Source organism: Pedobacter puniceum (assembly GCF_009674685.1).
GTDB classification, from domain to species: domain Bacteria; phylum Bacteroidota; class Bacteroidia; order Sphingobacteriales; family Sphingobacteriaceae; genus Pseudopedobacter; species Pseudopedobacter puniceum.
The window spans coordinates 288,337-308,105 of record NZ_WKJI01000004.1; the positions used below are offsets into that span (position 1 = coordinate 288,337).

13 protein-coding genes and 1 tRNA gene are annotated in these 19,769 nt (G+C 34.3%); all 14 read left to right on the plus strand.

Annotated elements, in window-relative coordinates; all coding sequences use genetic code 11:
- Positions 1-94 precede the first annotated feature (94 nt).
- The 14 genes from ruvB (at position 95) to GJJ64_RS14960 (ending at position 19,764) form a co-directional block, all read left to right on the plus strand.
- Positions 95-1,117: a Holliday junction branch migration DNA helicase RuvB gene (gene ruvB, locus GJJ64_RS14895; RefSeq protein ID WP_154288552.1), complete on the plus strand. Its 1,023-nt coding sequence runs from the start codon at positions 95-97 to the stop codon at positions 1,115-1,117.
- A 23-nt stretch (positions 1,118-1,140) separates the two neighbouring features.
- Complete coding sequence (locus GJJ64_RS14900; RefSeq protein WP_154288553.1) at positions 1,141-1,770, plus strand: hypothetical protein; 630 nt, start codon at positions 1,141-1,143, stop codon at positions 1,768-1,770.
- A 219-nt stretch (positions 1,771-1,989) separates the two neighbouring features.
- Complete coding sequence (locus GJJ64_RS14905; protein WP_154288592.1) at positions 1,990-4,005, plus strand: HD family phosphohydrolase; 2,016 nt, start codon at positions 1,990-1,992, stop codon at positions 4,003-4,005.
- Positions 4,006-4,183: 178 nt separating this feature from the next.
- The gene (locus GJJ64_RS17100) at positions 4,184-4,426 is read left to right on the plus strand and encodes a GIY-YIG nuclease family protein (protein ID WP_154288554.1); all 243 of its coding nucleotides are present in this window, start codon (positions 4,184-4,186) and stop codon (positions 4,424-4,426) included.
- Between the two features lie 7 nt (positions 4,427-4,433).
- Positions 4,434-4,520: transfer RNA gene (locus GJJ64_RS14915), tRNA-Ser, on the plus strand.
- 196 nt (positions 4,521-4,716) lie between these two features.
- Positions 4,717-8,892, plus strand: coding sequence for a hybrid sensor histidine kinase/response regulator transcription factor (locus tag GJJ64_RS14920; RefSeq protein ID WP_154288555.1), 4,176 nt, complete (start codon positions 4,717-4,719; stop codon positions 8,890-8,892).
- A gap of 116 nt (positions 8,893-9,008) precedes the next feature.
- Positions 9,009-11,168 carry a glycoside hydrolase family 3 N-terminal domain-containing protein gene (locus tag GJJ64_RS14925; RefSeq protein ID WP_229655556.1) on the plus strand — a complete coding sequence of 720 codons (2,160 nt, stop codon included), beginning with the start codon at positions 9,009-9,011 and terminating at the stop codon, positions 11,166-11,168.
- A gap of 21 nt (positions 11,169-11,189) precedes the next feature.
- On the plus strand, positions 11,190-13,022 hold the full coding sequence (locus GJJ64_RS14930; RefSeq protein WP_154288556.1) for a T9SS type A sorting domain-containing protein: 1,833 nt from the start codon (positions 11,190-11,192) through the stop codon (positions 13,020-13,022).
- Positions 13,023-13,050: 28 nt separating this feature from the next.
- Complete coding sequence (locus tag GJJ64_RS14935; protein ID WP_154288557.1) at positions 13,051-13,593, plus strand: DUF6252 family protein; 543 nt, start codon at positions 13,051-13,053, stop codon at positions 13,591-13,593.
- 57 nt (positions 13,594-13,650) lie between these two features.
- Positions 13,651-14,199, plus strand: a complete 549-nt coding sequence (locus GJJ64_RS14940; protein ID WP_154288558.1) for a DUF6252 family protein — start codon at positions 13,651-13,653, stop codon at positions 14,197-14,199.
- Between the two features lie 31 nt (positions 14,200-14,230).
- Positions 14,231-14,395, plus strand: coding sequence for a hypothetical protein (locus GJJ64_RS14945; protein ID WP_154288559.1), 165 nt, complete (start codon positions 14,231-14,233; stop codon positions 14,393-14,395).
- Between the two features lie 305 nt (positions 14,396-14,700).
- On the plus strand, positions 14,701-15,333 hold the full coding sequence (locus GJJ64_RS14950) for a hypothetical protein (protein WP_154288560.1): 633 nt from the start codon (positions 14,701-14,703) through the stop codon (positions 15,331-15,333).
- A 78-nt stretch (positions 15,334-15,411) separates the two neighbouring features.
- The gene (locus GJJ64_RS14955) at positions 15,412-16,233 is read left to right on the plus strand and encodes a hypothetical protein (protein ID WP_154288561.1); all 822 of its coding nucleotides are present in this window, start codon (positions 15,412-15,414) and stop codon (positions 16,231-16,233) included.
- 312 nt (positions 16,234-16,545) lie between these two features.
- A complete protein-coding gene (locus tag GJJ64_RS14960; protein ID WP_154288562.1) occupies positions 16,546-19,764 on the plus strand; it encodes a SusC/RagA family TonB-linked outer membrane protein in 3,219 nt (1,072 codons plus the stop codon).
- Positions 19,765-19,769 lie beyond the last annotated feature (5 nt).

The following is a 19,769-nucleotide window of genomic DNA, read 5'->3' on the forward strand; positions in this document are numbered from 1 at the left end:
CAGGACTGGCGGTGAATAGCAGCATTTCATTTGCTTTCTAAAAAATCTTCTACACTTATTCTAAACCAGAAGTGTTTTTATTAACTTCATCCCCATGAATGAAAATCTTGATCCCAATAAAGATCGATTAAATCCTACAGATAAGGAGATTGAAAAAGTGTTGCGTCCGCAGGAGTTTGAAGATTTTACCGGACAAGATAAGATACTAGAGAATCTTAAAATCTTCGTGAAGGCTGCTCGTTTAAGAGGCGAGGCTTTAGATCATGTTTTATTGCATGGTCCTCCGGGTTTGGGTAAAACTACACTTTCTCACATCATCGCTAATGAAATGGGTGTGGGTATTAAGATAACCAGTGGCCCGGTGTTGGATAAACCTGGAGATTTAGCTGGTTTGCTTACCAATTTAGATACAGGTGATATTTTATTTATTGATGAGATACACCGTTTAAGTCCGCTAGTAGAAGAGTATTTATACTCTGCCATGGAGGATTTTAAGATAGATATTATGCTAGAAACTGGGCCCAATGCTCGGTCGGTACAAATATCTTTAAACCCTTTTACCTTGGTTGGCGCCACTACTAGGTCTGGTTTGTTAACATCGCCTTTAAGGGCAAGATTTGGTATAAACTCGAGACTGCAATATTACGATGCTAAGTTGTTGACTTCTATTGTGATGCGCTCGGCAGATATTTTAAAAACACCTATTACAGAAGAAGGCGCTTACGAAATAGCCAGAAGGAGCAGAGGTACGCCACGTATAGCTAATGCCTTATTAAGAAGAACCAGAGATTTTGCGCAGATAAAAGGTAACGGAAAAATTGAAACCGAAATAGCCCGTTATGCGTTAAATGCACTTAATGTAGATGAACATGGTTTGGATGAGATGGATAATAAAATTTTATCAACCATTATAGATAAGTTTAAAGGCGGGCCTGTAGGTTTAAAAACTATAGCCACTGCAGTAGGTGAAGATGAGGGTACGATAGAAGAAGTTTACGAGCCTTTTTTAATACAAGAAGGCTATTTAATGCGTACAGCAAGAGGAAGAGAAGCTACAGAAGCTGCTTATCATCATTTAGGTAAATTAAAATCCGGCAGTACCGGAACACTTTTTTAATTCATAATTATTATATTCGAGGCATGCAGCAACATAATTTTGACGTTGATATCGTCATCCCTTCATCGAAACAGAAAGTAAAAATCAATAAAGAATTTATTGAGGTTAACCAAAGCACTATAGCTTGTGCTGATGTTTCGGCAATACGTTACGGCGTTTCTTTAATTGGCTCGGCAAAGAAGCCCGAAAGGAAAGAATACACCATTGATGTGCAGGCTAAGGATGGAAAAAACATTAGTATAAAGTTTAGTAGTAGTAAGGTTGAGGAACTTTTAGAAGAAGATCATACTTATTATTATATCATGTCTGGCTTGTGGCAGTATGTTAAAAAGTATTTGGTAAACCATTTTATTGAAGTTTTAAATGCCGGTGAGACTTTTGATATCGGGAATACAACCGTAAGTAATCAAGGTTTTATGATGACTTACAAAACTTGGTTTTGGGGTAAAATAAAAACAGAGCTTGTTCATTGGAACGATATTAAATATTACCTAGATAAAGGTATTTTACATGTGGATAGCATCAGCGATAAGCGTAAAAAAGTAAAATTAAGCTTACACCACGATTGGAATGCTGTAGTTTTGAATACCCTGATGCATTATCTATGGCAAGATCACAGGAAAGAGAAACTCGCCAAAGGAGAAAAAATATAATCAGAAGCCCGCAGATGCGGGTTTTTTTATGCTCAAAAAAATAGGCTTAGCCTTTGTTGGCATTAAAAGATAAATAATGCTGATATTCTTCTAAGATGTAAATCGGTATTTTATAATTAATATCCTATTTTTGAACAAATTATACAAGTGGCTACTATCAACAGAGATTCGCACAAGATTATTTACAGGAAATATGCCTATGCCCTTAAATATGTTTTAATGGTGCTTAGCATCCTGTTTATCACTGCTATACTACCCAAACAAGCTAGATTCAAATATGAATTTGAAAAGGGTATAGTTTGGATGCATGATGATTTAATATCGCCCTATAATTTTGCTATTAGAAAAACTACACAAGAAATAAAATCTGATAAAGACAATATTTTAAAGTCTATTTTACCTGTTTACCGTTTAGATGAAAAAGTTTTAGAAGTTCAATTAAGTGAGTATCAGGCAGATTTTGAAGCCAAATGGCGTTCGGCAGGATTACCCGATGATGATTACAAAGAAAGAACTTTTGAATTTGGTTTCGAGCTCTTAAAAAACATCTATCAAAAAGGTGTTATTGGGTTAAATAAGAATTATCAGAAAGAAAAGGATAATGCTAATTATTTAATCATGTTGTTGAAAAACAACGTGAAAACAGAGGTAAGTACAGCAACTTTATTAACTACAACATCGGCCTTTTCTTTGGCAAGCGAGCGTGTAGTAGAAAATAAAAAAGTGAGGACTGATATTTTGGTAAATGTTCTTAAAGATAGAATAACGCCCAATATTTTATTAGACGAACGCTTTACAGAAAGCTTACAAAAGCAAGCTATAGAAAATGTTTCCTCTACAAGAGGTATGGTGCAAAAGGGTGAGGTCATTATTGAAAATGGTTCTACCATTAATGATGAAGTTTATCAAAAGCTAGAATCTTTACGTTTGGCTTATGAAGAGAATGCTCGTGTTACCGGAGATAGAAATTTGGTGCTTTTAGGGCAGTTTTTGCTAGTTGCGCTTATTGTTTCTTTATTGATGGTTTTTCTTTACCTATTTAGAAAAGATATTTTTCAGGATAACAGGCAGATCTCGCTTATTTTAATGGTTGTAACAGGTATGCTGGTATTTCTTTCTTGGTCTATCCGGATGAAGTTGCCGAGTTTGTATTACATTCCTTATTGCATAGTACCTATCATCATCAGGATATTATTTGATACTCGTTTAGCTATGAATATCCATTTATTAGTGGTATTGATAGCAAGTTTTTTTGTGCCAAATAGTTTCGAGTTTGCCTTCTTGCAAATTTCTGCAGGTATGGTTTCTATTTATAGTATTAAAAATCTGGTACGTAGAGAGCAGTTTTTAATTAGTGCTTTATTGATATTACTTACCTATTTTATTTCTTATTTAGGAATCTCGCTAATAAGAGAAGGGGCTTTAGCATCTGTAGAATGGCTCAAATTCTTACCATTTATTTTTAGTGTATTACTTTCTTTATTGGCTTATCCTTTAATTTATTTGTTCGAGAAGATGTTTGGCATCACCTCAGACATTACTTTAATGGAGCTAACCAATACCAACTCTACTTTATTAAGAGAACTCGCCTATAAGGTTCCTGGTACCTTTCAGCACTCGTTACAGGTAGCTAACTTGGCAGAATCGGCCATTTTTAAAATAGGAGGGAATGCGCTGCTAGTGAGAGCTGGAGCACTTTATCATGATATTGGCAAGATGGAAAACCCACAGTTTTTTATTGAGAACCAGAATAAAGGTTTAAATCCGCATGATAAATTACCCTATGAGGAAAGTGCCCAAATTATCATCAGACATGTGGTAAATGGTGTAGAGCTTGCTCGTAGACATAATTTACCTGAAGTGATTATAGATTTCATCAGGACGCATCATGGAAACACTAGGGTGGATTATTTTTACCAGTCGTTCTTGAAAAATTTCCCAGAGAAAATTGTTGATGAGAATACTTTCCGCTACCCGGGGCCAATTCCGTTTAGTAAAGAAACTGCGGTATTAATGTTAGCAGATTCTGTTGAAGCAGCTTCTAGAAGCTTAAAAGAACCCGATGCAGAAAACATTAATAACCTAGTTGAGCGTATTATTGATTATAAATTGGAGCAAAATCAATTAAATGATAGTAATATTACATTGAAAGAAATTGAGACTATCAAGCTGATTTTCAAAACAATGCTAATGGGTATCTACCATGTTAGGATAGATTACCCACAACAGAATTAAAATTTCTTTTTGTAGATATATTGGGATTGTTATATTTGCAGACCCATAAGGGAAGGAGAGGTGCCTGTCCCGAAGGGATTCCCTCGGAAAGAGGCCGAAATGAACAGTTTGTCCCAAAGGGACTCCTTCGAATTCCCAAAGGGACTCCTTCGGAGCTAAACTAAAATTGTGATAAGATATGTATATCACTTACATTTTAAAATCTATTAAAGACGGTAGATATTATTATGGTAGTTGTGGAGATATGGACAAAAGATTAACTATGCACAATAGTGGCAAAGTCAAGTCTACAAAGAGCAGAACACCATTTGTACTCATCTATAAAGAAGAATACGAAACGAGGTCAGAAGCTCAAAAAAGAGGGTATTATTTTAAATCAATAGATGGTTACATTTGGTTGAAACAAAATAATATCATTTAATAAAAACGGAGAGGTGCCTGAGAGGCCGAAAGGAACAGTTTGCTAAACTGTCGTACTGGAAACGGTACCGCGGGTTCGAATCCCGCTCTCTCCGCGAACTACAAGAAAGCAGCTTTAAAAGCTGCTTTTGTTGTTTTGGTATTACAGTCAACCAATAAAATATAATCCAATTGGTAATTCTTTTAATCTTACAACTATTTCCTGATAGAAATTAAATTATTTCCTTAAATTAGTTTTAATAAACCAAGCCATTTATAAACTCAGCAAGCAAGATTATTAGAAGGGTTTTTATGAATCAGATGAAGAGTTTAACTACTAAAAGATATTCTTTTTTACTACACTATCCTAAAATCCTTTTCTATACAGGATTAATGTTTTTGCTTGTGTTGAGCACATTTTCCAATGCACAAATTCATTATTATTCTCAAAGATTAGATAACAGTACAGGTTTATCTAACAGTTGTTTAAATGTTATTTATGAAGATTCTGATAATTTAATTTGGTTAGGAACCTGGGATGGTTTAAATGTTTTTGATGGTTCTTCTTTTCATGTTTTCAATTACAGCCAAGGTAATCCAATTAAAAGTATAGGTAGTAATGTGATTTATGAAATTAAAGAAGATAAAGAAAAGAATATTTGGATTGCTACCATAGAAGGCGTCTCTAAATACAGTAAAACAACGGGTAACTACAAGCACTATTTTTATAATAGAAACAGTAAAAATAAAGTTATTGATAAAGGTTTTATTATAGATATTGATGCAGATGGTGTTATTTATGGTACAGCAAAGTCTGAGCAGAAATTAAATGTTTATAATGAAGAAGAAGATGTTTTTAAGCCTCTAAATCTTAAAGGTTTACAGCCCGGTATAATCAATAAGATTATTATTGATAAACAAAACAGATTATGGATTCATCAAGCTAACGGTAACTTACAAGCGTTTCAGAAAACTAAATCAGGATTTGTCAAGATTCATTTGAATTTAGGTCAAGAAATTAGTGATATATACTATACCAATAATCAGCTTTTTTATACCAGTAATGATAAAAAACTTTACCAAGGCAAGGGTTTAAATTTTAAGCAAGTAGCTAGTTTGCCTTTTGCAGTAAGGGCTATGGCTTATTATAAAGGAAATTACTTTTTAGCATGGTCTTCTAAAGGTTTGGGCGAGTATAGTAAGGATTTTAAAACGCTTACTACGGTAAATAAAGAAATCCCTGCTATAGCTAATATGCGTGTAACCTCTCTACAAATAGGTAACCAAGGTATGCTTTGGGTAGGTACTGATGGTAGCGGAGTATTAAAACTTTCAGAAGAAGAAAATCACTTCGGTTCTGTAAAACAATTACCAGGGGGAAACAGCATTAATATTCCTATAAGGGCTTTTAATGAGGTAAATGATGAACTTTGGATTGGGACTAAAGGAAATGGTATCATCACTATTAAAAACCTTGGTAAAGAAAACGCTTCTTATAACATGATAAGAAGTTTTTACTCAGTTTCTGATTTACTAGATAATTGTGTTTATGCTATAGAAAAAGCGGCAAATGACTATGTTTATGTAGGCTCTGATGCTTTGGGTATTACCATTTATGATTTAAAAGATAAAAAATGGTATAAATGGAATGAGGTTAAAGGTCATGACCGTTATCCTTTATTTAACTCGATACATAGTATATTAATAGATAGAGATAGTTCTGTATGGCTTGGTTTAGAAACTTACGGATTAATTCATCTTAAAATAAAGAAGTCGGCCAGTGGTTCTCCAGAAATCACTTACCTCAAAAGATATCCTTATACTGGTGATAATCTGGGTCCAGGTAACAATGTTATTTATACCTTAGAAAATGGTAGTAAAAACCAATTATTAGTAGGCTGCCGATATGGTGGATTAAGTGTTTTTGATAAAAAAACAAAGAAGTTTAAAACACTAAAGGCATTTTCATACGAAGGTAGTTTATCTAATAACGATGTTTTATCGGTTTATAAAGACAAAAGTAATACCATTTGGATTGGTACCAGTTACGGACTTAATTATATAACAGAACAAGATTTAAGTACTGAAAAACCAATTTTCAAGAAAATTACTACTGAAAATGGGTTACCTAATAATACCATACATACCATTACACAGGATAATGAGGGGTTTATTTGGGCAAGTACTAATAAAGGTTTAGTAAAGATTAATCCAAAATCTTTACAAATTGTAAGGTTTAAAGCAACAGACGGCTTGCAAAGTGATGAGTTTAGTGATAATGCCGTTTATAAAAATAAGCAAGGTTATTTGTTTTTTGGAGGTATTTATGGCTTCAATTACTTCTTACCAGAAAAAATAAAATCCAACAGCTATTTACCTAATCTATTATTAACAGAGGTTCAAATGGCTGGTAAATTAGAAAAGCAATCTGGCTTTCATGTCTTAAATTATAAAGTTAATGAGGCAACTCCAAAATATACATTAGAACCCGGTGACGATTTTTTTGAACTGAAATTAAAAGCTATTGATTATGTAGGAGCAGAAAAATGCCAATATGCTTATTTTCTTGAGGGTAATGATAAAGTATGGCATTATTTAGGGGAAGATAATAGAATAAGTTATAGTAATATTACGCCGGGTAATTATACTTTAAAAGTGAAATGGTCTAACGGTAGTGGGGTATGGACAAATGAAATTGCCGCTTTCGATATCCATATTAAACAATATTTTTGGTTAACGTGGCCAGCTTTTCTAGTTTATTTCTTGATTATTTTAGGTGCAGGCTTAGCTTTTTATCGTTACAGAAAAAATAAAGTAATGATGCAATATAAATTATCTATGGAGCACATGCTACGTGAAAAAGACGAAGAAATACACCAAGAGCAGCTTAATTTCTTTACCAATATTGCACATGAACTACAAACGCCATTAACTCTTATTTTAGGGGCTTTAGAGCGTTATTTAATCAAAACTAAAACCGATCTAAAATCTAAAAATGATTATTTTTTGTCTATTGTAAATCAACAAGCATCTCGCTTAAATTATTTGGTTTATCAATTATTAGAATTTAGAAAAGCAGAATCAGGGCATCTTAAAAATCATTACAGTTACTTAAATGTATCTAAGCTCTTATCTAATATTACCGAGTTGTTTTCACAGCTAAACGACCAAAATAAGTTTGATTTTTCTGTGAAAATTGAGGGAAATATTGAACTCTGGATAGATAAGGATAAGCTCGAAAAAATTATTTTTAACCTATTATCTAACGCTTTTAAACACACGCTACCAGGTAAGCAAATAACTTTCTCTGTTAAACAGTTAAAGGATGATAATCAGTTAGAAATTATTGTGGCTAATTCTGGTAATAATCTCTCTGAAGAAGAACTTAACAGTTTATTTGATAGATTTTTTGTAGTAGATGATACCCAACAAAGTAAGATAAGCTCTGGTATTGGTTTGGCTTTTACGCGTGAATTGGTGTCCTTATTAAAAGGTAGTATTCATGTAGCTTCAGAAAACGATTGGATTTCTTTCAAAGTTTTGTTGCCACTTTATTATATCCCTACAGAACAAGAAAAATTAGAGGATAACATAGAAAAACTTGAGGTGCCTTCTTATTTATTAACCTCTATGGCTATAGAACAAGAAAAGGGAGAAGAAAAAGTTATCACAGAGAATAATAAACAAGCTGTTTTAACAGCACTAGATAAGCAAGAAAAGAAAAGTATCTTGATTATAGAAGATGAGCCTTCTATCAGATTCTTATTAAAAGACATTTTAAAAGATACTTACAATATTTATGAAGCTAGCAATGGTAAAAAGGCACTTGAAATAGTCAGAAAAGTTATTCCTAATTTAATTGTGAGCGATGTGATGATGCCCGATATGAGCGGTTTAGAAGTTTGTAATATCATTAAAAATACTCCTGAAACTTGTCATATACCTTTCGTAATTTTATCTGCCCGAGGAACCATGGAGCATAAAACAGAAGGCTATGAGGCAGGTGCCGATGCTTACATTCCTAAGCCTTTCCAAACAGAGCATTTATTGGTGAGGATAAGGAAATTATTAGAATATCAACAAAGGCTACATGATTTGTTTAACAAAGAACAATCGCCAATAAAAATACCCGATGTAGGGATGAAAGATGGTGATAAAGAGTTTCTAGAGCAAATTATTACACTTATAGAAGTCCATTTGGATGATGAAAATTTAGATGCTGTTATGCTTGAAGAGAAGTTAGGGATGAGTAAAGCCAACTTCTATAGAAAGTTGAAAGCTTTGTCTAATATGACGCCAGGCGAGTTAATCAAAAATATCAGATTACAACATGCAGCTACTTTATTAGAAAACTCTGATTTCTCAGTTTCGGAGATTTTCTATAAAACAGGTTTCAGTAATCAGTCTCATTTTTATAGAGAGTTTAAGAAAAAGTATAATTGTTCGCCTGCTGAGTATAGAGCCGGTTACAGGTTACCAAGTAGCTAAATGTCATTTTGGAACTCCTGTACATAACTCTGTTACTCTGGTACAAATCTTAGTTATCGCACAAAGCTATTTTTGAATGAACCTAATTAAGACTATCAGTCTGTTCATTCAAAAATATGATGAAAATTTTTACTAAGTATCTTGTCCCGATAGGGCTTAGTTTGTTCTTGGTGCTTGCTGCAAAAGCCCAAGTTTACAAAGACATTCACCAGCCCTTAGAAAACCGTGTTCAACATTTAATTAGCCAATTAACTTTAGAAGAAAAGGTTTCTTTGCTAGGCTATCAAAGTAAAGAAGTACAGCGCTTAGGCATACCAGCTTATAACTGGTGGAACGAAGGTTTGCATGGTGTTGCCAGAGCAGGTAAGGCCACTGTTTTTCCTCAAGCCATAGCTATGGCAGCTACTTTTAATGATGGATTGGTACAGCAAATAGCCGATGTTATCTCTACCGAAGCCAGAGCTAAATATAATTTGGCCGTTGCCCGTGGTAACCGTAGCCAGTATATGGGCTTAACTTTTTGGTCGCCCAATATTAATATTTTTAGAGACCCACGTTGGGGGCGTGGACAAGAAACTTACGGCGAAGACCCTTTTTTAACCGCTAAAATGGGGGTTGCTTTTGTTAAAGGTTTGCAAGGCAATCATCCAACCTATCTTAAAACAGCAGCATGTGCTAAACATTTTGCAGCCCATAGCGGGCCAGAGGTGGTGCGTCATTCTTTTAATGCACAAGTAAACGAGAAAGATCTAAGAGAAACTTATCTGTATGCTTTCAGAAAATTAGTTGATGCGGGTGTAGAATCTGTGATGTGTGCTTATAACCGTTTAAATGATGTGCCTTGCTGCTCTAATAACCTTTTGCTGAATAAGATTTTAAGAGAAGAATGGCAATTTAAAGGACATGTAGTTGCAGACTGCTGGGCTTTGGATGATATTTATAAAGGTCATCAGGTATTGAAAAATCCAGTTGAAGTTGCTGCAGCAGCTTTAAAAGCAGGTGTAAACCTTGATTGTTCTGAGCTTGTACAGAAAGATTTACTAGAAGCCGTAAAGCAAAAACTTATTACAGAAAGTGAAATCAATAAGGCTTTGGCAGGCTTATTAAGAACACAATTTAAATTAGGTTTTTATGATGATGCTAAAAGTAATCCTTACAGTTATTTAAACGAGCAACATATACAGTCTGCACAGCATATCGCTTTAAGCAGAAAAGCAGCGCAGCAAAGCATGGTTTTGCTAAAAAACGACAAGCAATTATTGCCTTTAGCAGCTCAAAAATATCAATCTATTGTGGTTATTGGCCCCAATGCAGGTTCTGTAGGGCCTTTATTAGGCAATTATCATGGGGTATCAGAAAACTTAGTCACTTTTATTGAAGGTATTACTACTGCTGCTGGTCCTGCTGTAGCCGTACAATATGAACAAGGTAGCGATTATACAGATACCTTAAGATTTGGTGGTGTTTGGGCAGCCGGACAAAGCGATTTAACCATTGCCGTTGTAGGTTTAACCCCTGTTTTGGAAGGCGAAGAGCATGATGCTTTTTTATCTGAAAAAGGTGGCGATAAAAGTGGTTTGGATATCCCTAAAGCTCATGTAGCTTTATTAAAAGAGTTGAAGACAAAAAATCCAAATAAGCCTTTGGTTGCAGTAGTAACCGCTGGTAGTGCAGTAGATATAGCTGCTATTCAGGCTTACGCCGATGCTATAATTTTAGCTTGGTATCCTGGCGAACAAGGAGGAAATGCTTTAGCAGATATCTTGTTTGGTAAGGTTTCTCCATCCGGAAAACTGCCTGTTACGTTTTACCAGTCTTTGGCAGATTTACCTCCTTATGAAAGCTATGATGTTAAAGGACGTACCTATCGTTATTTTAATGGCAAAGTGCAATATCCTTTTGGTTTTGGTTTAAGCTATACTTCTTTTACCTATAACTGGGTAATACCTCCTACTCAAAATATAAAAATGACTGCTAAGGGTATTTCTTTTTCTGTTAAAGTTAAAAATACAGGGAAGGTAGATGCCGATGAAGTTGTACAAGCTTATATCAAATATCCAACAAATCCAGATTTTCCTTTAAAAGAGCTTAAAGCTTTTAAGAGAATAAGTTTAAAAGCTGGAGAAGAGCAAACGCTTAGTCTAGAAATACCGGTAGAAGAACTAAAAAAATGGTCGATAAAACAAAAGAAGATGTTGTTAAATCCTGGTCAGTACGAGTTGGTTTTGGGTAGCCATGCTGCTGATGAAAAACTCAAAACTACTATCAAATTTTAATCAATAAAATAAACCTACAACATGAAAAAACTTTTAATAGTTATTTGCTTCATCTTGTCTTATGTACATGTAAAAGCACAAGCCGAGTGGAATTTTGCTACCTCTACAGAAGGCTGGGGAAGTGCAAATAACTTAACAAGTAGTGTCAATAATGGTGTTTTAACATTAACAGCTACAGGTACAGATCCTTATATTTACTCGCCCAATAACCTAAACATCAATGCATCGTTGATTAAAACCATTAGAATAAGGGTTCAAAATAACACCAATCAGTCGGCCTTTCAGATTTACTGGATTACCAATACAGATCAAACTTATAACTCGGCTAAACTGATTCAGATACCTGTAACCCCTAATTTGGCTACACAAAAAGAATATGTTTTTGATTTTAGCTCGGTAACAGGTTGGCAAGGTACTATCAAGCAAATTAGGTTAGATCCTGGGAATCCGGCTAGCAATACCTCTATAGCTATAGATTATATCAAACTTACAAATGATGCCTATACACTTGTGGTGGATAATGGTATTTTAAAAGTTAAGGCCGATTTATTAATGGGTGGCGCTATTTCTTACCTTTCAAAATCATCAGATAATAAGAATTTGGTTAATATTTATGATAGAGGTAGATATATACAGCAATCTTACTATGCAGGCTCTGCCATTAATAGGCTGGCAGAAGGGCAGCATCCGTCATGGTCGCCATGGAACTGGAACCCGATACAAGTAGGCGATGTTTACAATAATTCATCGCCAGTATTGGCAAGCTCTTTTACAGATAGCACCATTTATACTAAAACACAGCCATTGTTATGGGATATGAATAATGAATTGGCACAATGCCACATGGAAATGTGGTTGTCTTTAAGGGGTAGTACCGTACATGTTAAGAATAAACTTACCGTATTTAGAACAGATAACCGATGGAGCGATATTCCTAGACATCAGGAGCTTCCGGCAGTGTATATTATTGGAGATTTATATAATTTATATACTTATACAGGTAATGCGCCTTTTACCAGTGCTGCGCCAAACAAAATTACCAATGCTGGGCCACCTTGGGCTTATTGGACAACGCCAGAACATTGGGCTGCTTTGGTAGATGCTAATAACTGGGGAGTAGGAGTTTACAACGGCTTATCAACTTATTTTGTTGGAGGTTATAATGGTGCACAGGGTGGAGGCGCTACCAGCTCATCTACAGGTTATATGTCGCCTTTAAGAACAGAAACCATTGGTAAAAATGCTGTTTACGAGTATGAGTACGATCTAATAGTAGGTACGCTTACGCAGATAAGAGCTTTTGCTTATGCCAAAAAGAATTATGTTTTACCAGTAACTTTAAAAGATGTAAGCATTAAACAAGGTTTTAATAAGAATACCATTGTTTGGGAAACTTTAAGCGAGCACAATGTGAAACATTTTGTGGTAGAGAAATCTGTTAATGGTAAAGATTTTAATGCTATACATACCCAAATAGCAACAGGAAACAGTACTACTTTAAAGCGTTATAGCTTTGATGATTATCATCAGGATAGAGGAACAGTTTATTACCGTATTGTTACTTATGACCAAGATGGAGCGTATAATACAAGTAAAATAGTAGCCAGCAAGGCTAAAGCCGATGATAGCTATCATGTTAGAGTAGAAGACGGGAAGTTGAAGATGATGTTTTATGAGCCATTTTTAGGTACATTTTCTATGATAGATATGTTGGGTAGAGAAGTGTTTAAGCAAGAATTAAAACAGCAGATTGGGAGTTATGAGACATTACTTCCTGCCTTGCAAAAAGGCATTTTTGTTATTAAACTATCTGGTGATAATTTAAATGAAACCAAAAAAGTAGTGTTAAAATAATCAAAACTACATCTAACTATGAAAAACTATGAAAACATTAAAATACATCATCATCATTATAAGCTATCTCAGCTTAAGTGCATCTTCTTGTAAAAAAGATAACACCGGAATAGATGCTTTACCAGCAGCTACACAAGAAGGTAAAAATACCTTTGGCTGCTTGGTTAACGGGGAGGTTTTTATTGCAAGAACCAGAGGGTTATTTGGCCCACCTTACTTTGCTTGTGAATATGGTTTCAACTCTGTAACTAATTCTTTAAGATTTCTACTAAAGGGTACAGATAGTATCAGAGAACCTTTTAGTTCAATAACAATTTCTTCTACTGGTATTTCATTAATTTCTGGTACCAAGCTAAACTTAAGAGAATTAAAAGATGGTAATGCCAATGCAAGATATTCTGAAACTTTAATAGATGAATTTAATACAAACGCTATATCAAAAGGAGAAATTACAATTACCAAGCTGGATGAAAGTAAAAGGATTATATCAGGCACCTTTTGGTTTGATGCAGTAAATGAAACTGGAGAAAAGGTAGAAGTGAGAGAAGGGCGTTTTGATATGAAATATTAATTATAAAATAATACCAACTACAGAAAGAAATCAAATAAAAAAATAAAAGCAAACATCATGAAAACATTAAAATACATCATCATACTTATAAGCTATCTCAGCTTAAGTGCATCTTCCTGCAAAAAAGATAAAACTGGAATAGATGCTTTACCAGCAGCTACGCAGGAAGGTAAAAACACCTTTGGTTGCTTGGTTAATGGGGAGGTTTTTATTGCAAGAAGTAGAACTGGATTTGGTCCGCCATACTTCGCGTGTGAATATGGTTTTAATTCAGAGACTAATTCATTTAGATTTTATTTAAGAGGAAGTGATAGAATTCAAAGTTCAAATAGAAATACAATAATAATTTCTTTTAATGGTATTTCATTAATTTCTGGTACTAGGCTCGATATACGAGAATTGCAAGATGGGTATGCTAATGCCATTTATTTTAAGACCTCGATAGATGAATTTAATACAAACGCTACATCAAAAGGAGAAATTACAATTACCAAGCTGGATGAAAGTAAAAGAATTATATCAGGCACCTTTTGGTTTGATGCAGTAAATGAAACTGGGGAAAAGGTAGAGGTTAGAGAAGGGCGTTTTGATATGAGTTATCGTTAATATCACTTAGTTATATTTATAACAACATATTATGAAACTAATTTTTAACTTTAAAATAACCATAATCATATTTTTAGCTATCTTATTTACAGGGTTAAAAGTATGGGCACAACCAATGGGTGCTACCATTAGCAATCCTATTCAAGCAGGTACATTAACACCAGGTGTAACTTATCCTGATACTAATAGAAAGTAATATTATTAAATACATGACATTCCTTAAAAAAAATGGTGGGTTTGATTTTAAAATAAACGCCTGTTTATGCGATTAAATTAACCTTATAAGCATGAAAAAATTATTTCTACAAAAGCAGCCTATTACAAAATTAATATCATTAGATAAAAATACCTATTGATTATCTGATACCCTCATACATAAATTTCATACCTCAGTACATAAGTTTAGTTTTTCAATAGGGTAATATTGGTATAACCAATTGTAATAAGTAGAGTATTTAAAAATTATCTCTCAAAACATCTTTCATTTAAAAATTAAACATTATGAAAAAATTAATTTTTTCCTTTTTAGGATTAATCTGCGCATTGGAAACCTTAGGACAATGCTCTTCATGGAGTGCGAGCGTTAATTGTGTGGAACAACCACAATATACGAGTTTTGCGAATGGTTCTCCTCTAGTCGCCTACACAGCGGAAGTAAGTCCTTATGCTGGTGCTTACAACTATTTATGGTCAATTTCTCCTTATCCAAATACTCAATACTATATCGATAATAATTTACCTATTCCTAGTGGAAATATATCAGGAAGTGGTACCACTGCCATTTTTTACTCTGAAAATGAAGGTGATTTTTTGATTGAAGTTACAGCACAATCTGAATGTGGGAATATAGGAGCTAGCTCTCCAATGTTATTTGTTTCATATAATTCTTATAGTATGTATGATACAAAATTAAATTATTTGAACCAATCTTTAGAAGTTTATACTAATAATAAATCTCTTGATTTTAAAGGTTATAAAGCTTCTCTCTTTGATCAATCAGGTAAAGAAATTAGTTCTGTTATATCTCAAGTAAATAAAAAGTCTACTATGAAAATTGGGAATTTATCTAAAGGAGAATACGCTTTATTTATTATCGAGGGAAAGAAATTATACCGGTATAAAGTAATTATTTAATTCTTATCAAAGAGATATTAAATACCCTACCTATTACAGTGGCCATATTTTTTTTATCAATTATAAACCAAAATTCTCATGAAAAAACTAAAACAGGCAGGCTATATAGCTGCTGCAATTCTATTCAGTTTATCAGCTTGTAAAAAAAGCGAAAGCGTAGCGGTAAAAGAAGAAAAACTACCTAAAACCAAACCGGGGACTAACAATCAGGTATTATGGACAGATTTTATGAACGATGGCTTTGATACTGGCTGGACACAAGATGTAGAAAACGGTGGAAGCTGGTGGTTGCAAACTTCTACTGGCATCAATTGGGCAATTGTACATAATACCACGCCTAACGTTAAGGGTAGGGCAGAAGTTTCCAGAAGGCTTACTTATTATACTGGCGTAGACAAAACAGTAATTGTTAAAGGTAAATTTAAGCTAGAAACTACAGCAGATGGCTTTACTAATACAGGTGGCTGGATATTACAAACCATGGCTTGGAGTTTTACAGCGCCTTCCGGAAAAAAAGAATATAAACCATTAGTAGTTGCCCGTATGCTTCCCAATGCACTAGAGTATCTCGTGTATGATTATGTTTGGGATGCAGGCGGTAATCCAGTTGTGAAATCAGGTTTTCCAATAGTTAGAACTGTGAGTGCAGCAAATATGCTAGGGCAAACGGTAGAATTGGCTTTAACCATTAAATTTAGTAATACCTCGGCAGGTTCTGTAAGAGCAAATTTAAATGGTACTAATGTTACGGCTGCCAATTACGATGGCATAACCTATCCAACTATTTTCCCAACAGCCAATCAACAAATACAATGGAAGGGTGGTAATTATCCATCTTACCCAGGTACTGCACATTCTAAGATTGGTGTATTCTATTTATATACAGATCAAGCTCAATAAATAAGCTTGAGTTCAATTATCTATTTCTAAAAGAAAAGGTAATTGAACTTATTTTCATCTCTGTATTAAATCTAAAGTAAGACTATAATAATTTACATTTTCTCCAAAATATGCCAATAAGTAGCATTTTTAAGTATTTCTATACTGCTGTACAGAACAATGATACTACAGTGCATAAGGTTGGGGGCTTATTGCTTGTAATATTGTATCAATTAAACAAACCAAATCTCTTTCATTAAAAGAGATAAACCTAAAAATGTAATCCTCGATAATAAGTTGAATGCATTTTTATAAACCAATTTAAATATATATATGAAGAGAAATTTTACCTTAAGGAATGTTCCCTTTGAAAAGGAATCTTGTCCTCAATGGTTGCTGAAATTTTTGAAGAGCACTTCATTAGCTCTCATCCTGCTCAATTTACTCACGTTCTCTGCCTTGGCACAAACCAGGCAAGTTACAGGAACTGTAGTTGATGATAATGGAGAGCCTCTGATTGGAGTAGGCGTACAAGTAAAAAATTCATCTATAGCAACCCAAACCAATGTAGAAGGTAAGTTTAGCATTAGGGTAGCAGAGCCTAATGCCGTTTTAGTTTTTACCTATGTTGGTTACAACAGAAAAGAAGTTACCGCAACAAGCAACACCATCAATGTAACCTTATTAACAGATGTAAAAGCCTTAGATGATGTGGTTGTTATTGGTTATGGTACACAATCTAAGCCAACTATTACCGGAGCTATTTCTTCTATCAGTGGTAAAGAAATTTTAAGAGCACCTGTTTCTAATATTGCCAATGCTTTAGCAGGTAGGGCAACAGGTATTACCGCAACCCAAAGAAGTGGAGAGCCTGGACGAGATGTGGCTAATATTTTCATTAGAGGTTTAGCTACTATCAACTCAGCAAATGCTAGACCTTTAATTTTAGTAGATGGGGTAGAACGTGAATTAGCTACCATAGACCCCTATACCATAGAATCTTTAAATATTTTAAAGGATGCATCAGCAACAGCTGTATTTGGGGTAAGGGGTGCAAATGGTGTCATCATCATCACCACCAAAACAGGTAGTGTAGGTAAGCCTCAGTTTTCTTTCTCTAGCAATTTGGCCATGCAAAATCCTATCAGGTTACCAGAAATGCTAAACTCTTATGATTTTGCAACCTTAAGAAATGAAGCTGGTGTTAATGAAGGTTTACCTCCAATTTTTAGTGCTTATGATTTAGAGCGCTACCAAAAAGGAGATGACCCTTATTTTCACCCAGATGTGGACTGGATGGAGTATATGTTAAAAGATTATTCGCCACAACAGCAATACAACCTAAATGTAAGTGGTGGTTTTCAGGATGCTAAATACTTTGTGTCTTTAGGTTATCTGAACCAAGACGGTGCTTATGAGCTAGGAGATATTTTTAATGAATTTAGTGCCAACCCTAACTTTAAAAGATATAACATTAGAACCAATTTTGATTTTAATGTAACCAAGAAATTGACATTATCTATTAAAGCTGGTACCGATTTAACCAACTCAAACTATTCTAGAAGCTCTACCAGTGATATCTTTGGTACCATACTTTCTGCCAGCCCGGTAATGTCGCCAGTTTTGTATGATGGTAAAGTTATCAGGAATGTAAGAGGTGTAGCAGGGGCTTTTCAGGTTTCAAATACACCATTATTTCAGATGCTAACTCAAGGTTTCAATACCAATTTTAGTAGTAATTTAAATACTAATATTGGTTTAAAATATAACCTTGATGCCGTAACGAAAGGTTTAAGTGTAAGAGCTATGGGGGCTTATGATAATTTTTATGCTCAAACAGCTTCAAGGAGTAAACAAATTCCATTATGGGATTTAGATTATAACCCTAATGCACAAAATTTTCAAGACTCTATTGTACCAGTTGCTACAATAAATCAGTTTGAAGGTCCTGTTTCTTTTATAGGAGAATCTTTTACCAAGTTTAGAAGGATTTATGGGGAACTAGCTATAGATTATAATAGAAGTTTTGATGGAGGACACAGCGTATCGGCATTAGCTTTAGGTACTATAGAGCGTTCTTACAACGGACGTAATAATAGTTTACCAAATACCTTTATCCAATTACCATATAATTATTTAGGAGTAGTAGGTAGGATAACCTATAATTATAAAACTAAATATTTGGCAGAATTTAATATGGGTTATAATGGCTCTGAAAATTTTGCCAGAGGTAGGCAATTTGGTTTCTTCCCTGCGGGCTCTTTAGGCTATATTTTATCAGAGGAATCATTCATTCCTAAAAATAATTACCTCACCTACGTGAAGCTAAGAGGCTCCTTAGGTAAGGTGGGAAATGACAAAGCTGGAGAGCCTTGGGATAACCGCTTCTTATTTATTCCTTCTGCATTTGTGCCAGGTCCAACTTATTTCTTTGGTCAAAACAGAAACGGTGTGTCAGGGTTCAGAGAAGGTACTATTGGTAATCCTGATGTAACCTGGGAGACTGCTGTGAAACTGAACTTAGGGGCCGATTTAAAATTCTTTAAAGATAAATTATCCATAACAGGAGAATACTTTACAGAGTCTAGAAGCGGAATTCTACTCAGATTAAACAATATCCCTGTAACTTTTGGGCCAACCGGTTTAGTAGCACCATTAAATGTAGGACAGGTAGAAAATAAGGGATTTGAGTTCGAATTAGGCTATGATGATAAAATAGGTAAGGATTTTACTTATTCCATAAAAGGAAATTATTCATTTGCTCGTAACAAGATCCTTTACCAAGATGAAATTCCTCAACAATTTCCAAACCTAGTTTTTACAGGAGGCAGATTAGGCCAAATGAAAGGTTTACAAGCTAATGGTATTTATAATACCGTTGAAGAAATACAAAATGACGGGCTTACCTCAACTTACGTAAACCAAGCTTTTGGTATAAGACCCGGAGATATACGTTATGTAGACCAACCAACAGTTGATACTGATGGGGATGGTATTTTTGATTCTGGAGATGGTATTATTGATTTTAACGACTTTGTAAATATCGGTAACCCAAATATTCCAGAAGTTACTTATGGCCTTAATATAGGTTTGAAATATAAGGGCTTTGAGCTAAATACCTTATTTCAAGGAGCTTCAAATGTTTCTACCTATTTAACTGGAGAAGCAGCATGGCCATTTATGGCTGGTACTAAAACAGCATTTGAAAATGCAAAAGAAAGATGGACACCAGAACGTTATGCAAATGGCGAGAAAATTACCCAGCCTCGTTTAACAAGTAATCCAGGAGGAAATCAACACAACTACATTACTTCTTCTTTTTGGATGCAAGATGCCAGTTATTTAAGGTTAAAAAACGTAGAAATTGCTTACACATTTAATCCTCAATTAATCAAAAAGATAGGTTTAAAATACGCAAGAGTATTTGTAAACGGCCAAAACTTGTTAACCTTCTCTAAAATGAAATATTTCGATCCAGAGATAGCTAACTCTAACGGAGCGGTATATCCTATGGTAAGAGTATTTAACCTTGGAACCAATATTCAATTTTAAATAAA

Bases quoted from the DNA above. Each gene is read 5' to 3' on its own strand.
- ruvB (WP_154288552.1), top strand. From the start codon at position 95: ATGAATGAAAATCTTGATCCCAATAAAGATCGATTAAATCCTACAGAT.
- GJJ64_RS14900 (WP_154288553.1), top strand. From the start codon at position 1,141: ATGCAGCAACATAATTTTGACGTTGATATCGTCATCCCTTCATCGAAA.
- GJJ64_RS14905 (WP_154288592.1), top strand. From the start codon at position 1,990: ATGGTGCTTAGCATCCTGTTTATCACTGCTATACTACCCAAACAAGCT.
- GJJ64_RS17100 (WP_154288554.1), top strand. From the start codon at position 4,184: ATGTATATCACTTACATTTTAAAATCTATTAAAGACGGTAGATATTAT.
- GJJ64_RS14920 (WP_154288555.1), top strand. From the start codon at position 4,717: ATGAATCAGATGAAGAGTTTAACTACTAAAAGATATTCTTTTTTACTA.
- GJJ64_RS14925 (WP_229655556.1), top strand. From the start codon at position 9,009: ATGATGAAAATTTTTACTAAGTATCTTGTCCCGATAGGGCTTAGTTTG.
- GJJ64_RS14930 (WP_154288556.1), top strand. From the start codon at position 11,190: ATGAAAAAACTTTTAATAGTTATTTGCTTCATCTTGTCTTATGTACAT.
- GJJ64_RS14935 (WP_154288557.1), top strand. From the start codon at position 13,051: ATGAAAACATTAAAATACATCATCATCATTATAAGCTATCTCAGCTTA.
- GJJ64_RS14940 (WP_154288558.1), top strand. From the start codon at position 13,651: ATGAAAACATTAAAATACATCATCATACTTATAAGCTATCTCAGCTTA.
- GJJ64_RS14945 (WP_154288559.1), top strand. From the start codon at position 14,231: ATGAAACTAATTTTTAACTTTAAAATAACCATAATCATATTTTTAGCT.
- GJJ64_RS14950 (WP_154288560.1), top strand. From the start codon at position 14,701: ATGAAAAAATTAATTTTTTCCTTTTTAGGATTAATCTGCGCATTGGAA.
- GJJ64_RS14955 (WP_154288561.1), top strand. From the start codon at position 15,412: ATGAAAAAACTAAAACAGGCAGGCTATATAGCTGCTGCAATTCTATTC.
- GJJ64_RS14960 (WP_154288562.1), top strand. From the start codon at position 16,546: ATGAAGAGAAATTTTACCTTAAGGAATGTTCCCTTTGAAAAGGAATCT.